The organism is Biformimicrobium ophioploci (assembly GCF_030270605.1).
Taxonomy (GTDB): Bacteria; Pseudomonadota; Gammaproteobacteria; order Pseudomonadales; family Cellvibrionaceae; genus Biformimicrobium; species Biformimicrobium ophioploci.
On the sequence record NZ_BSYJ01000005.1, the window covers coordinates 130,411 to 143,726 of the forward strand.

The 13,316-nt window shown below is 56.5% G+C and carries 13 protein-coding genes; 12 read left to right on the forward strand and 1 reads right to left on the reverse strand.

The window, feature by feature from the left end; genetic code table 11:
- Positions 1–317 precede the first annotated feature (317 nt).
- The 11 genes from QSJ80_RS12415 to QSJ80_RS12465 all read left to right on the forward strand — a co-directional run bounded on the left by QSJ80_RS12415 (position 318) and on the right by QSJ80_RS12465 (position 11,468).
- Positions 318–1,703 (forward strand): glyceraldehyde-3-phosphate dehydrogenase, encoded by a 1,386-nt coding sequence (locus QSJ80_RS12415; RefSeq protein ID WP_434219183.1) that lies wholly within the window; start codon positions 318–320, stop codon positions 1,701–1,703.
- Positions 1,704–2,131: 428 nt separating this feature from the next.
- On the forward strand, positions 2,132–3,472 hold the full coding sequence (locus QSJ80_RS12420) for a Na(+)-translocating NADH-quinone reductase subunit A (RefSeq protein WP_285764785.1): 1,341 nt from the start codon (positions 2,132–2,134) through the stop codon (positions 3,470–3,472).
- 3 nt (positions 3,473–3,475) lie between these two features.
- A complete protein-coding gene (locus QSJ80_RS12425; protein WP_285764786.1) occupies positions 3,476–4,684 on the forward strand; it encodes an NADH:ubiquinone reductase (Na(+)-transporting) subunit B in 1,209 nt (402 codons plus the stop codon).
- A complete protein-coding gene (locus QSJ80_RS12430; RefSeq protein ID WP_285764787.1) occupies positions 4,677–5,462 on the forward strand; it encodes a Na(+)-translocating NADH-quinone reductase subunit C in 786 nt (261 codons plus the stop codon). Before QSJ80_RS12425 ends, QSJ80_RS12430 begins: the two co-directional genes overlap by 8 nt.
- 2 nt (positions 5,463–5,464) lie before the next feature.
- The gene (locus QSJ80_RS12435; protein ID WP_285764788.1) at positions 5,465–6,121 is read left to right on the forward strand and encodes an NADH:ubiquinone reductase (Na(+)-transporting) subunit D; all 657 of its coding nucleotides are present in this window, start codon (positions 5,465–5,467) and stop codon (positions 6,119–6,121) included.
- Positions 6,122–6,123: 2 nt separating this feature from the next.
- Entirely contained in the window at positions 6,124–6,732 is a 609-nt protein-coding gene (nqrE, locus tag QSJ80_RS12440) for an NADH:ubiquinone reductase (Na(+)-transporting) subunit E (RefSeq protein ID WP_285764789.1), read from the forward strand.
- A 19-nt stretch (positions 6,733–6,751) separates the two neighbouring features.
- On the forward strand, positions 6,752–7,975 hold the full coding sequence (gene nqrF / locus QSJ80_RS12445; protein ID WP_285764790.1) for an NADH:ubiquinone reductase (Na(+)-transporting) subunit F: 1,224 nt from the start codon (positions 6,752–6,754) through the stop codon (positions 7,973–7,975).
- A gap of 94 nt (positions 7,976–8,069) precedes the next feature.
- Entirely contained in the window at positions 8,070–9,068 is a 999-nt protein-coding gene (locus tag QSJ80_RS12450; RefSeq protein WP_285764791.1) for an FAD:protein FMN transferase, read from the forward strand.
- Entirely contained in the window at positions 9,065–9,301 is a 237-nt protein-coding gene (nqrM, locus tag QSJ80_RS12455) for a (Na+)-NQR maturation NqrM (protein ID WP_285764792.1), read from the forward strand. The genes QSJ80_RS12450 and nqrM overlap by 4 nt, the downstream gene beginning before the upstream one ends.
- Before the next feature lie 185 nt (positions 9,302–9,486).
- Positions 9,487–10,884, forward strand: a complete 1,398-nt coding sequence (gene sthA, locus QSJ80_RS12460; protein ID WP_285764793.1) for a Si-specific NAD(P)(+) transhydrogenase — start codon at positions 9,487–9,489, stop codon at positions 10,882–10,884.
- A 125-nt stretch (positions 10,885–11,009) separates the two neighbouring features.
- Positions 11,010–11,468, forward strand: a complete 459-nt coding sequence (locus tag QSJ80_RS12465) for a thioesterase family protein (protein WP_285764794.1) — start codon at positions 11,010–11,012, stop codon at positions 11,466–11,468.
- 93 nt (positions 11,469–11,561) lie between these two features.
- Here the strand turns inward: QSJ80_RS12465 and QSJ80_RS12470 are convergent, their stop codons facing one another.
- Entirely contained in the window at positions 11,562–11,876 is a 315-nt protein-coding gene (locus QSJ80_RS12470) for a hypothetical protein (RefSeq protein ID WP_285764795.1), read from the reverse strand.
- Between the two features lie 173 nt (positions 11,877–12,049).
- On the opposite strand from QSJ80_RS12470, the gene QSJ80_RS12475 reads away from it, so the two are divergent.
- Positions 12,050–13,291 carry a lipoprotein-releasing ABC transporter permease subunit gene (locus QSJ80_RS12475; protein ID WP_285764796.1) on the forward strand — a complete coding sequence of 414 codons (1,242 nt, stop codon included), beginning with the start codon at positions 12,050–12,052 and terminating at the stop codon, positions 13,289–13,291.
- The last annotated feature ends 25 nt before the right edge of the window (positions 13,292–13,316 follow it).

Genomic DNA, 13,316 nt, shown 5'->3' on the forward strand with positions numbered 1-13,316 from the left:
TAGCGATGATTCCCTCGCGGTACAGGCGACATTATAAGATTCGGGTTGAAACTGGCTCTTCAGGTGAGGGGAGGGGAGCTGTTGCGAAGATGAGAAACCACGGTTTGTTTTTGTAGTTAAATTACAGGAAAACCCCCTAAATTCAGTAGCTTGCGTAGTGACTTTGTTGCCCCGATAATACGCGCCAAATTCCAAGGCCCCGGCAAAAAGGGGCTGTCTCCCTAAGTCAGCAAAGGTATGAAACTGTGACCCAGCAGCGTCCAAAGCCCGCGGATTTCTTCAAAGACTGGAAGGCTCGTGAAGCCCTGGCCGAATCCATGATCCCGATGATCGGCAAGCTCAACCGTGAGCGCAATGTCGGTATCTACATGTATGGACAGAACCTCGTGAACAAGTCTGTACTGCAGCTGATGAAGGCGCACCGTTTTGTTCGCCAGGTGGAAGAGAATGAGCTCAGTGAGTTTGAGACCTTCCCGGTGCTGGAAGCAATTGCGGCGATGAACCTGGGCCCGGTACATATCGACCTGGGCACCCTGACCAACAAATACATGCGCGACGATCGCGGCCTGTCCGTGGCGGATTTCGTTGGTGAAGAGCTGGCCACTGCTGAAGGCAGCTCCAAGCCGATCCCGCAGTCGCAGGATGTCGTCCTGTACGGCTTTGGCCGAATTGGCCGCCTGGTCACGCGCCTTATGGTTGAGAAGGCGGGCAGCGGTGACGTCATGCGCCTGCGTGCAATCGTCCTGCGCAAGGGCAAAGCCCCGAACGATCTGGTCAAGCGCGCCAGCCTGCTGCGTCGTGATTCCGTGCACGGTTCCTTTAATGGCACCATTCGCGTAGATGAAGAGACCAACTCCCTGATCTGTAACGGCAATGAGATCAAGGTGATCTATGCCAACTCACCGGCAGAAGTGGATTACACCGCGCACGGCATCAATAACGCTATCGTCGTGGACAGCACCGGTATCTGGCGTGATGAGGAAGCACTGTCCCAGCACCTTGCGTGCCCGGGCGCCAGCAAGGTGATCCTGACTGCGCCGGCCAAGGGCGACATCAAGAATATCGTTTATGGTATCAACAATGGTGAGATCAAGCCGGAAGACAAAATCCTGTCCGCCGCCTCCTGTACCACCAATGCGATCGTGCCTGTCCTGAAAGCAATGATGGACAAGTTCGGTGTGAAGCACGGCCACGTGGAAACCGTCCACGCCTATACCAATGACCAGAACCTGATCGACAACTACCACAAGGGCGAGCGTCGCGGCCGCTCTGCGGCGCTGAATATGGTTCTGACCGAAACCGGCGCAGCCAAGGCGGTGGCCAAGGCGCTGCCGGAGCTGAAAGGTAAGCTGACTGGTAATGCGATCCGGGTTCCTACTCCGAACGTATCCATGGCAATCCTGAACCTGCAACTGGGCCAGGAGACCAACAAGGACGAGCTCAACGAGTACATTCGCGAAGTGGCACTGCACTCCGCGCTGCGCCAGCAGATCGGCTTCTCCAATTCGCCGGAAGCTGTTTCCACAGACTTCGTGGGCTCGCGCAAGGCATGTGTGTTTGACTCACTGGCCACCATTGTGGAAGGTAACAGTGCAGTGCTCTACTGCTGGTACGACAATGAGTTCGGCTACTCCTGTCAGGTGGTGCGGTGCCTCGAAGATATGGCCGGCGTACGCTACGACGTGTACCCGAAGAAGGACTGAGCTGCTCGCTAACGCCTGACTGGACAGGCGAAAAGTGACTGAAGGCCCGCCGGTGCACTGCCCGCGGGCCTTTTTCGTACACAGGCGTTGCAATCCACCTGCAGAAAATCCGAGCGATCACTCATCTTTTGGTCGTAACTGCCCCCTAAAACGCTGATTTACAACATTGTTGGTCTGGTCATTCGGGGGGTGCATCTTTATAATGCGCGCGGCTTTGCTGGGGCAGTTGCGCGCCACGTAGCGGTTTTTACCGTCAGCTATCATTGATATAGCATTTTCGGCGCCAACGGAAAGTAGCGGTAGTGCGATTGTGAATCGCCGTTCTAGCGAAAGAGATGGGCCTGGAGCCCAGTCCACCCAGTGCGCACGCTCTGTGTGCAAGCGTTAAGAATTCCGAGAAAATTCTACAAGTAATTAGGCAGAGACGTATGAGAAAGATCCGTCGGGGCTTGGATTTACCCATATCCGGTGCTCCCGAGCAGGCCATCACAGATGGCCCGAAGATCACTTCCGTTGCCGTAGTTGGCCCCGATTATCACGGGATGAAGCCGACTATGGCCGTTCAGGTTGGGGATCGGGTCAAGCTTGGGCAGTTACTGTTCACGGACAAGAAAACAGAGGGTGTGCGCTATACAGCGCCTGCCGCAGGTACAGTTTCCGCCATCAACCGCGGCGCCAGGCGCGTGCTGCAGTCGGTGGTAATTGATATCGACGGGGAAGAAGCGGAATCTTTCGCCCAGTATTCCGACGCGGAAATCGGCGGTCTGACTGGCGAACAGGTGCGCGATAACCTGGTCAATTCCGGTCTCTGGACCGCGCTGCGCACCCGCCCGTACAGCAAGGTGCCTGCACTGGATGTCGAAGCGGCTGCAGTCTTCATCAACGCGATGGATACCAATCCGCTCGCGGCGGACCCGGCAGTAATCATTACCGAGCAGCGTGATGCATTCGAGCGCGGTGTGACCATCCTGTCGAAGCTGGCTCCGGAAACTTACGTCTGTACTGCCCCGGATGCCGATATTCCGGTTCCGGCGAATGACAGCATTCGCCGCGAGACTTTTTCCGGCCCGCACCCGGCTGGCCTCACAGGTACGCACATTCATTACCTCAAGCCTGCAGTTGGCGGCCGTGTGGTACTGAGTATTTCCTATCAGGACGTGATTGCAGTTGGCCACCTGTTCAGCACCGGCAAGCTGTATACCGATCGCGTCGTTGCGCTGGCGGGACCGCAGGTATCCAACCCGCGCCTGCTGCGCACCCGCCTCGGTGCCTGCATGAACCAGCTGACCGCTGGTGAGCTCAAGGACGGCGAGAATCGCGTGATCTCAGGTTCCGTGTTCGGTGGCCGTACTTCCTCGGAAGGTCTGTGCTACCTGGGTCGCTATGCCAACCAGGTTACTGTGCTGCAGGAAGGCCGCGAGCGCCCGTTCCTTCACTACATTGGGCTGGGCAAGGAGCGTCACTCGGCAATGCCGATTTACCTGTCGCGCCTGTTCAAGAGCAAGCTGTTCCCGATGACAACCAGCTGTAACGGTTCCGAGCGTGCCATGGTGCCGATTGGTGCTTATGAGAAAGTCATGCCGCTGGACGTACTGCCGACCCAGCTGCTGCGTTCGCTCATCGTTGGCGATACCGCTACGGCACAACAACTTGGCGCACTGGAGCTGGATGAAGAAGATCTGGCGCTTTGTACCTATGTGTGCCCGGGCAAGTACGAGTACGGCCCGATTCTGCGGGACAACCTGACCCGTATCGAGAAGGAGGGGTAAGGGATGTTGCGCAAGTTTTTAGATTCAATTGAGCCGCACTTCCATAAGGGCGGTAAGTGGGAAAAGCACTACGCGCTTTACGAAGCGATCGATACCGGTCTGTTCCAGCCCGCTGATCGCACCAAGGGCACCGCGCACGTTCGTGACGGTATCGACCTGAAGCGCATCATGATCACTGTGTGGTTTGCCGCGCTGATCCCGATGTTCTACGGCATGTGGAACGTCGGCTTCCAGGCCAACACCATCATGGCCGACATGGGCATGACCGATGCAGAAGGCTGGCGCCACTGGTTCATCCAGCTGCTGGCTGGCTACGACGCCAACAGCTTCTGGGACAACCTGGTGCACGGCGCCATGTACTTCCTGCCGATTTACGCTGTGACGTTCATCGTCGGCGGTATCTGGGAAGTGCTGTTCGCGACTATTCGTGGCCACGAAGTCAACGAAGGCTTCTTCGTGACCTCCATCCTGTTTGCGCTGACCTGTCCGCCGGACCTGCCCCTGTGGATGGTTGCCATGGGTATCAGCTTCGGTGTGGTGATCGGCAAGGAAGTCTTCGGTGGTACCGGTAAGAACTTCCTGAACCCGGCACTGACTGGCCGTGCATTCCTGTTCTTTGCCTACCCGGCTTCCATGTCCGGTGACGGTGTCTGGACTGCCGTAGACGGTTACTCCGGTGCGACCGCACTGAGTGGCCTGGCTTCTGACGGCCTGCAGAACGGTGCGGTACTGCTGCCGACTGGCCAGCTTACCTGGCTGGATGCATTCCTCGGCAACATGCATGGCTCAATCGGTGAAGTTTCCACCCTGGCCATCCTGCTCGCCGGTGCGATCCTGCTGATCACGAAAATCGCCAGCTGGCGCATCATTGCGGGCACGCTGCTCGGCATGATTGCCATGTCCACGCTGTTCAATTTCATCGATGCAGAAAACCCGATGTTCGCCATGCCCTGGTACTGGCACCTGGTTGTCGGTGGTTTTGCGTTTGGCCTGATCTTCATGACCACTGACCCGGTATCCGCCGCCATGACCAATGTTGGTCGCTGGTGGTACGGCATCCTCATTGGCGTGATGGTTGTACTGATCCGCGTTGTGAACCCGGCCTTCCCGGAAGGCATGATGCTGGCGATCCTGTTCGCCAACCTGTTCGCGCCGCTGTTCGACCACTTTGTGATCCAGAAGCACATCAAGCGGAGGCAGGCACGTGTTTAATAAAGATTCCGTAAAAGGCACCTTACTGGTCGCACTGGTAGTGTGTCTGGTCTGTGCTGTGCTGGTTTCCGGTGCAGCGGTAGGCCTCAAGAAGCGCCAGGTGGAAAACGTTGAGCTGGACATCAAGCGCAACGTACTGCTGGCCGGTGGCCTCATCGATGCCGAAGAGAAGAACCGCAAGGTTATCGAGGAGAAGTTCTCCTCGGTTGAGACCCGTGTAGTCGATCTCAAGACCGGTGAATTTACCGATGCAGTAGATGCTGCGACATTTAACGGTCGTGCTGCTGCCAAAGATCCGGCCCTGTCTGAAAAGCTTTCCAGCGATGCTGACCTGGCCAAGATCATCCGCCAGGAAAAGTACTCCCAGGTTTACCTGGTAAAAGGTGAGTCCGGTCTGGAAAAGGTCATCCTGCCTGTTCGTGGCTACGGCCTGTGGGGCACCCTGTTCGGCTTCCTCGCTGTTGAAAGCGACGGCCAGACCATCGCGGGCCTGGGCTTCTACGAGCACAAGGAGACCCCGGGACTCGGTGGCGAAGTCGACAATCCGAACTGGAAAAACCTCTGGGTTGGCAAGAAGGTCTACGACGAGGACGGCGAAGTCGGCATCGACGTCGTGAAGGGCTCTGCTGACCCGAAGGGCAGCAAGTTTGCTTACCAGGTGGACGGCCTTTCCGGCGCGACCCTGACCAGCGTCGGTGTGGAAAATCTCGTTCGCTTCTGGCTGGGCGACAACGGTTTTGGTCCGTTCCTCAAGAAATTGCAGGCGGGTGAAGTATGACAATGAAGATCAAAGATACCCTGATCGAACCGGTTATCAACAACAACCCGATCGCCCTGCAAATTCTGGGTCTGTGTTCGGCGCTGGCGGTAACCAGTTCTCTTAAAGTCACCGTGGTTATGTGTATTGCACTGACCGTCGTTGTGGCGTGTTCCAACGTTGCGGTTTCCCTGATCCGCAACTACATCCCGAACAGCATCCGAATCATCGTACAGATGACCGTGATTGCCTCGTTGGTAATTGTGGTTGACCAGGTGTTGAAGGCTGTTGCTTACGATATTTCCAAGCAGCTGTCTGTATTCGTGGGCCTGATTATCACCAACTGTATCGTGATGGGGCGTGCTGAAGCCTTTGCGATGAAGAACGGTCCCAAGGCCAGCTTCTTCGACGGTATCGGCAACGGACTCGGCTACAGCGTAATCCTGCTTGCGCTCGCGTTCATTCGTGAGCTGTTCGGTGCGGGCAAGCTGTTTGGTATCGAGCTGCTGGAAACCGTAAACAATGGTGGCTGGTATGTGCCGAACGGCATGCTGCTGCTGCCGCCGAGTGCATTCTTCCTGATTGGCCTGATCATCTGGGGCATCCGCACCTGGAAGCCTGAGCAGGTAGAACAGGATGAGTTCAAGATCTCCCACAACAGTAAAGCGGCGGAGGCGTAAAGATGGAACATTATATTTCCCTGATCGTCCGCGCCGTTTTCGTCGAGAACATGGCGCTGGCGTTCTTCCTTGGCATGTGTACCTTCCTGGCGGTGTCCAAGAAGGTGGACGCTGCCCTGGGTCTCGGTGTTGCGGTGATCGCGGTACTGACCATTACCGTACCGGTTAACAATCTGCTGTACACCTATCTGCTGAAGCCGGGTGCACTGGCCTGGGCGGGTTTCCCGGATGTAGACCTGAGCTTCCTTGGCCTGCTTACCTATATCGGCGTAATTGCCGCGCTGGTGCAGATACTGGAGATGGTGCTCGATAAGTACATGCCGGCTCTGTACAACGCGCTGGGCGTGTTCCTGCCCCTGATTACCGTGAACTGCGCCATCATGGGTGCGTCCCTGTTCATGGTTGAGCGTGAGTACAGCTTTGGTGAATCCGTTGCCTATGGTTTCGGTGCTGGCCTCGGCTGGGCACTGGCGATCGTGGCTCTGGCGGGTATTCGCGAGAAGCTGAAGTACAGCGATGTGCCGGATGGCCTCAAGGGCCTGGGCATCACCTTTATCACCGTTGGTCTGATGTCGCTCGGCTTCATGTCCTTCGGCGGCATCGACATCTGATCCGGGGGAAGCAGTCAGTATGAATATTGAAATTATCCTCGGCGTGTTGATGTTTACCCTGATCGTGCTTGCACTGGTCGCGGTAATTCTGGTGGCACGCTCCAAGCTGGTGAATACCGGCGACGTAAACATTGTGGTTAACGGTGAGAAGACCCTCACTGTACCGGCAGGCGGCAAGCTGCTGCAGACGCTGGCAGCCAACAACCTGTTCCTGGCCTCCGCCTGTGGTGGTGGCGGTAGCTGCGCCCAGTGTGTGTGTAAGATTAATTCCGGCGGTGGCGATATGCTGCCGACCGAAGCCGCGCACTTCACCCCGCGCGAGGCAAAGGCCGGCAAGCGCCTGTCCTGTCAGGTTGCGGTCAAGCAGGACATGGAAATCGAGGTGCCTGAAGAGGTCTTCGGTGTTAAGCAGTGGGACTGCACCGTTGAGTCCAACCCGAACGTTGCGACCTTCATCAAGGAGCTGACCCTGCGTCTGCCGGAAGGTGAAAATGTCGACTTCCGTGCTGGTGGTTATGTGCAGCTGGAAGCGCCACCGCACCATGTCAAATTCAAGGACTTCGACATCGAAGACCAGTACCGTGGCGACTGGGAGCACTTTGGCTTCTTCAATCTGGAATCCAAGGTAACCGAGCCGGTGGTACGTGCCTACTCCATGGCGAACTACCCGGAAGAGAAGGGCGTTGTTAAGTTCAACATCCGTATCGCGACGCCGCCGCCGCGTACTGAAGGCCTGCCACCAGGGCAGATGTCTTCTTATGTGTTCAGCCTGAAGCCAGGTGATACCGTACGTGTATACGGACCGTTCGGTGAGTTCTTCGCCAAGGATACCGATAACGAAATGGTATTCATTGGTGGCGGTGCGGGCATGGCGCCGATGCGCTCCCATATCTTCGACCAGCTGAAGCGCCTGAATTCAAAGCGCAAGATCAGCTTCTGGTATGGCGCGCGCTCCCTGCGTGAGCTCTTCTACGAAGACGATTACAACGGCCTGGCCGCGGAATTCGATAACTTCGAATGGCATGTGGCACTGTCTGATCCGCAGCCGGAAGACAACTGGACTGGCCTGACTGGTTTCATTCACAACGTGGTGTATGAAAACCACCTGAAGGATCACCCTGCGCCGGAAGACTGTGAGTTCTACATGTGTGGGCCTCCGATGATGAACGCCGCAGTGATCAACATGCTGAAGGACCTCGGGGTTGAGGACGAAAATATCCTCCTCGACGACTTCGGCGGTTAATCAAGGGGTGGCTGATTTGGCTGCGACTTGGCCAGATGCCCGTAAGGGTTGCTGCCCACATGCGAAGACAGGGTCCCGTTTCGGGGCCCTGTTTTTGCTTATTCTGGGGCTGCTAAATATTGCCGGTTGCGAACGCGAGCCGGTGGCCTGGAAGATCTCCGGGCAAACCATGGGGACAACTTACAACGTTACCCTGGTGAACCCGCCGGAGATGGCCGCGCGGGATGAGGTACAGTCCGCGCTCCGGCGCGAGCTGGATGAGGTAAACCGGCAGATGTCTACCTACATCCCGGATTCCGAGCTTTCCGTTTTCAATGATTCCATGGTCGACGTACCGATGGCGGTTTCTGCAGATCTCGCCGGTGTGGTTGCGCTGTCACTGGAAATCCATGAAAAGAGTGGCGGGGCTTTCGATGCGACAGTCGGACCGCTGGTGGACCTGTGGGGATTCGGTGCCGTAGAGACCGAAGACCGGGTTCCGCTGGAAGCTGAAGTGCAGTCTGCGCGGGAGGCCACTGGCTCCGAAGCCATTGTGGTGCTCGAAAAACCGGCGCGGCTACAGAAGCTTGGACAGCGCCGGCTGGATCTTTCCGCGATTGCGAAAGGCCACGGCGTAGACCGGCTGGCGGAACTGCTGCTCGAGCGGGGCTTTACCGATTTTCTGGTGGAAATCGGTGGGGAGATCCGGGTTGAGGGGAATAATCCGCAGGGTCTTCCGTGGGCGATTGGTGTTGAATCCCCTGGCGAAGGGCGCATGGTTCAGCGGCCAATCTTTTTATCAGGTGTCGCACTGGCGACGTCAGGGGATTATCGGAACTATTTTGAGCGTGAGGGCGTTCGCTACTCCCATACGATTGATCCGAGAACCGGTTACCCGATTACCCACAGCCTGGCCTCGGTTACGGTAGTCGCAGGCAGTGCGGCGATTGCAGATGGCTATGCCACGGCAATGAATGTGCTTGGTCAGCATGCGGCACTGGAATTGGCAGAAAAGGAAAATTTGGCAGTGTACCTTTTGATCAGGGATGGCGATTCGTTCCGGGAAATATATAACCCGGCCTTTGAGAAGTATCTGGAGAGGGCAGAACAATGAGCACTTTTCTGTTTGTATTTGGCCTGATGCTGCTGGTCGTTGCCGGCATGGCGGTCGGTGCGATTTTTGCGAACAAGCCACTGAAGGGTTCCTGTGGTGGCCTGAATAAACTGGGCCTGAAGAAGGATTGCCCGGTTTGTGGCGGCGACGATGACGAATGCAAGAAAGAGCAGGAGCGCAAGGCCGGTGAGAATACCGATCTTGCCTATGACGCCACAAAGAAAGACCGGTAAGCGTATAGAACCAGTGGGGTCAGAGTCAATGACTCAATTTATGGGGTCAGAGTCGAAGACTCTGACCCCTCTCGGCGAAGACTCTGACCCCTGGGGTCGGAATTTGGAATTACTGGGGTCAGAGTCAACGACTCTGGCCCCGCGGGGTGACTGCCCCGGAAACCTGGGATATCGATAGAGGGAATATGGCAGACCATCAGTACGATCTGGTAGTTATCGGGTCCGGTCCGGCGGGCGAGGCTGCGGCGATGAGTGCCGCAAAAAAAGGCCTGCGTGCGGCGGTGATCGAAAAGCGCAATGTGGTTGGGGGTAACTGCACCCACAAGGGTACCATTCCGTCCAAAGCGCTGCGTCACGCGGTAAAACAACTGATGCGTTACAACACCCAGCACCTGTTCCGTGCGCTCGGTGAGCCACGCAGGCTGACGTTCCCGCAAGTGATGTCCGAGGTGAACCGGGTCATTCCGCGGCAGGTGGAAATGCATACCAGTTTCTATGCGCGCAATCGTGTGGATCTGCATATCGGCGAAGCGCGGTTCGTTGAGGCTGGCAAGCTGGAAGTGCACCTTCTGGATGGCGCTGTGGAAACTATCAGTGCCGAGAAGGTTGTCATTGCCACCGGTTCACGCCCGTACCGTCCGGAAGACGTGGATTTCTCGCACCCGCGTGTCTATGACAGTGACACCATCCTGGATATGCAACACACCCCGAAGAACCTCATCATTTACGGTGCGGGTGTAATCGGCTGTGAGTATGCCTCCATTTTTGCGGGTCTCGGCGTAAAGGTCGACCTGATCAATAGCCGCGGCAGTTTGCTCGAATTCCTTGATGATGAAATCTCCGATGCCCTGAGTTACCACCTGCGGGACATCGGCGTTAACGTCCGTCATCGCGAAGAATATGCCAAGGTAATTCCTGATGGTCGCGGCGTCACTATTGAGATGAAAAGCGGCAAGCGCATCCATGGCGACGCGCTGCTTTGGTGTAATGGTCGTACCGGTAACACCCAATACCTGGGGCTCGAGGAAATTGGTCTGGAGGCGAACCACCGTGGCCAGTTGAGCGTGGATGAGCACTACATGTCGGCCGTAGAAGGTGTTTATGCGGTGGGCGATGTGATCGGTTGGCCGAGCCTCGCGAGCGCTTCCTACGACCAGGGCAGGGCAGTCGCGAATGCTGTGATTGGCAAGGGCCACCGTATCATCAAGGATGCGCCCACCGGCATCTATACGCTTCCCGAGATTTCCTCCGTCGGCAAGACAGAGTCCGAGCTGACTGCGGCAAAAGTACCTTACGAAGTTGGGCGTGCTTTCTTCAAGCACACCGCAAGGGCGCAGATCTCCGGTGAGAAGGTGGGGATGCTCAAGATCCTGTTCCATATCGACACCCTGGAGATTCTGGGCATTCACTGTTTCGGTGCCGAGGCGGCGGAGATCGTGCATATCGGGCAGGCGGTGATGAACCAGCCTGCACCCAATAATTCGATCGAGTTCTTTGTGAATACCACGTTCAATTACCCGACCATGGCCGAGGCGTACCGCAGTGCGGCACTTGAGGGCCTGAACCGGGTTACCCGGCTCTGACTCCTGTGCGGAAGCGCGCCTGCGCTTCCGCATTCATTGCCTGTCAACTCGGTAAATTTTGCCTACCGCTTTCATTGCCCAATAAGCAGAATCAGAGCTGTGATTCCCAACCTGTTGTACCGAGCATGACCGAACCTTCCCCTGACGAACTCCGCGCCCTGATCGGCAAAGCGTTCAATGACATTCCGTTCAACAAGCATATTGGCCTGGCGCTCGAGGATATCGAAAGCGACACCCTGAGTGCCCGCTTCGAGTTCAAACCCGAGCTGGTCGGTAATGTCTGGCAAAAGATTCTGCACGGAGGGGTTACAGCGAGCGTACTGGATGCTGTTGGCGGTATGACGGCCATGTACGCGGCTTATATGCGCCTTGGGGATATCAGTTGGCAGGAGAAGGTAAAGCGCCTCGGCAAGCTTGGCACCATTGATATGCGGATCGATTACCTGAAACCGGGGAGAGGGGAGTGGTTCAGGGGCGTTGGCAGTATTTTACGTACAGGTAACAAACTGGTTGTAACGCGGATGGAGCTTTCGAATAGTGAAGGCGAGCTGATCGCGGTAGGTACCGCAACTTACCTGTACTAGGCCGCAGAAAGAAAGGTGGCGAGCTGGTAGCGAGCAGGGAAGTGTATCTTGCGGGTTCGGCCGTCTGGTGCGGCCGAACCGATGCCAAAAACCTTATTGGTCTTCAGTCTTCGGGCGGAACTTCATCACTGTGTGAAGTACGGTACGGTGCTCAAAATACACGTAGAATTCCTGGTACTCCCAGCGGCTGATTGGCGGTTCACCAACCGGACCTTCTTTTGCGAGTGGTTCACCGAGACGGTTGATAATGTCATCCATGGACAGGCCGCGCATCTGTACTTCCTGATAAAGGCTGCCCTGGGAGCCCACGGGAACCTTCACTTCCTCAGCAACGGCAGGCATACCGGCTAGAAGGCTGGCGGCAATGAGTGGCATCAGGATTTTACGGTGCAAGATACTGAACATCATTATTCTCCGAGGTGTTTATTATTTATACGGCGGCGCCTGAGTTGCCACCAGCGTAGCATGGCTGTGCTGGGTTGACTATTCGGCCGGCGTGAATTCCCGTGTTCCACCAAGTATATGCCTGCACGGCGGCTAAACGCTTGGATTTCTTCACGTTTTTCAGCTTTAATCGCCTGATGATAAAGCCTGTTCCTCTGTATGTTGGATTGAAGTACGTCGCTGCCAGGCGGCGCCAGCAGTTCATCTCCTTTATTAACGGTTTCTCCTTGCTCGGCATGGCCCTCGGTGTCATGGCGCTTATTGTTGTGAGCTCGGTAATGAACGGTTTTGACCGGGAGTTGAAAACCCGCATTCTCAGCGTTGTGCCGCATGGCTTTGTCGAGAAAACGGGCGGTATTTCGGACTGGCGTACTGCTCGAGCGGAACTCGAGGGGTTGCCGGGTGTTGTCGCTGCAAGCCCATTTGTGAAAGGTTTTGGTCTGCTCGCTGCCAATGCGCACAGCCAGGGCGTTGAATTCCAGGGTGTGTTACCGGCAGACCTGGGCCGGGTTTCCGTTGTCGGTGAGCATATGCTGCTGGGTGACCTGGAAACGCTGCAGCCCCGCAGCTATTCGATTGTATTGGGGCGTTTACTGGCGCTCAGCCTTGGCGTAACACCCGGAGATCAGGTGTTGTTAACACTGCCGGACGTAACTGTTACGCCCGCGGGCATTTTCCCCAGGACCAAACGCTTCACCGTAACCGGGGTCTTTTCCGTTGGCGCCCAGGTTGACCAGAGCCTGGCGTTGATCAATATCGAGGATGCGGCGCGACTGGTCCGCATGCGCGGCAAGGTTCAGGGCCTGCAGCTCAAGTTCGCAGATATGAATGACGCTGTTGGAACCGTATCAAGGTACGCAGACGGTCTTGGTGAGGGTTTTGTCGGCACAGACTGGAGCAAGACACAGGGGAGCCTGTTTGCTGCGGTCAAGATGGAAAAAACCGTAGTCATGGTGATGTTGATGATCATCGTCGCGGTTGCCGCATTCAATATTGTGTCCGCCCTGGTATTGATGGTGGCGGACAAGCGTGCAGATATTGCCGTATTGCGCACGCTGGGTTTGACGTCCCGCCAGATCATGGGCGTTTTTGTCGTGCAGGGGAGTGCCATCGGCGTGCTGGGTGCGCTGGCCGGTGCAGTGTTGGGTATTTTGCTGGCACTGAATATCAGCGACATCGTGCGCTGGTTCGAAGAGCTCACCGGTACCTACCTGTTTGATCCCAGTGTTTTTTTCGTCAGCTACCTGCCGAGTGAGCTGCGTGGAGATGATGTACTGGTGGTTCTGGTTGCGGCCCTTTTGATGAGCTTTGCTGCGACACTGTACCCGGCATGGCGTGCGTCCCAAGTGGAGCCTGCCGAAGCGCTCCGATACGAATGAGGCATTCTAAGGAATGGCACAAGTA

Bases quoted from the DNA above. Each gene is read 5' to 3' on its own strand.
- QSJ80_RS12415 (WP_434219183.1), top strand. From the start codon at position 318: ATGATCCCGATGATCGGCAAGCTCAACCGTGAGCGCAATGTCGGTATC.
- QSJ80_RS12420 (WP_285764785.1), top strand. From the start codon at position 2,132: ATGAGAAAGATCCGTCGGGGCTTGGATTTACCCATATCCGGTGCTCCC.
- QSJ80_RS12425 (WP_285764786.1), top strand. From the start codon at position 3,476: ATGTTGCGCAAGTTTTTAGATTCAATTGAGCCGCACTTCCATAAGGGC.
- QSJ80_RS12435 (WP_285764788.1), top strand. From the start codon at position 5,465: ATGAAGATCAAAGATACCCTGATCGAACCGGTTATCAACAACAACCCG.
- nqrE (WP_285764789.1), top strand. From the start codon at position 6,124: ATGGAACATTATATTTCCCTGATCGTCCGCGCCGTTTTCGTCGAGAAC.
- nqrF (WP_285764790.1), top strand. From the start codon at position 6,752: ATGAATATTGAAATTATCCTCGGCGTGTTGATGTTTACCCTGATCGTG.
- nqrM (WP_285764792.1), top strand. From the start codon at position 9,065: ATGAGCACTTTTCTGTTTGTATTTGGCCTGATGCTGCTGGTCGTTGCC.
- sthA (WP_285764793.1), top strand. From the start codon at position 9,487: ATGGCAGACCATCAGTACGATCTGGTAGTTATCGGGTCCGGTCCGGCG.
- QSJ80_RS12465 (WP_285764794.1), top strand. From the start codon at position 11,010: ATGACCGAACCTTCCCCTGACGAACTCCGCGCCCTGATCGGCAAAGCG.
- QSJ80_RS12470 (WP_285764795.1), bottom strand. From the start codon at position 11,876: ATGATGTTCAGTATCTTGCACCGTAAAATCCTGATGCCACTCATTGCC.
- QSJ80_RS12475 (WP_285764796.1), top strand. From the start codon at position 12,050: ATGATAAAGCCTGTTCCTCTGTATGTTGGATTGAAGTACGTCGCTGCC.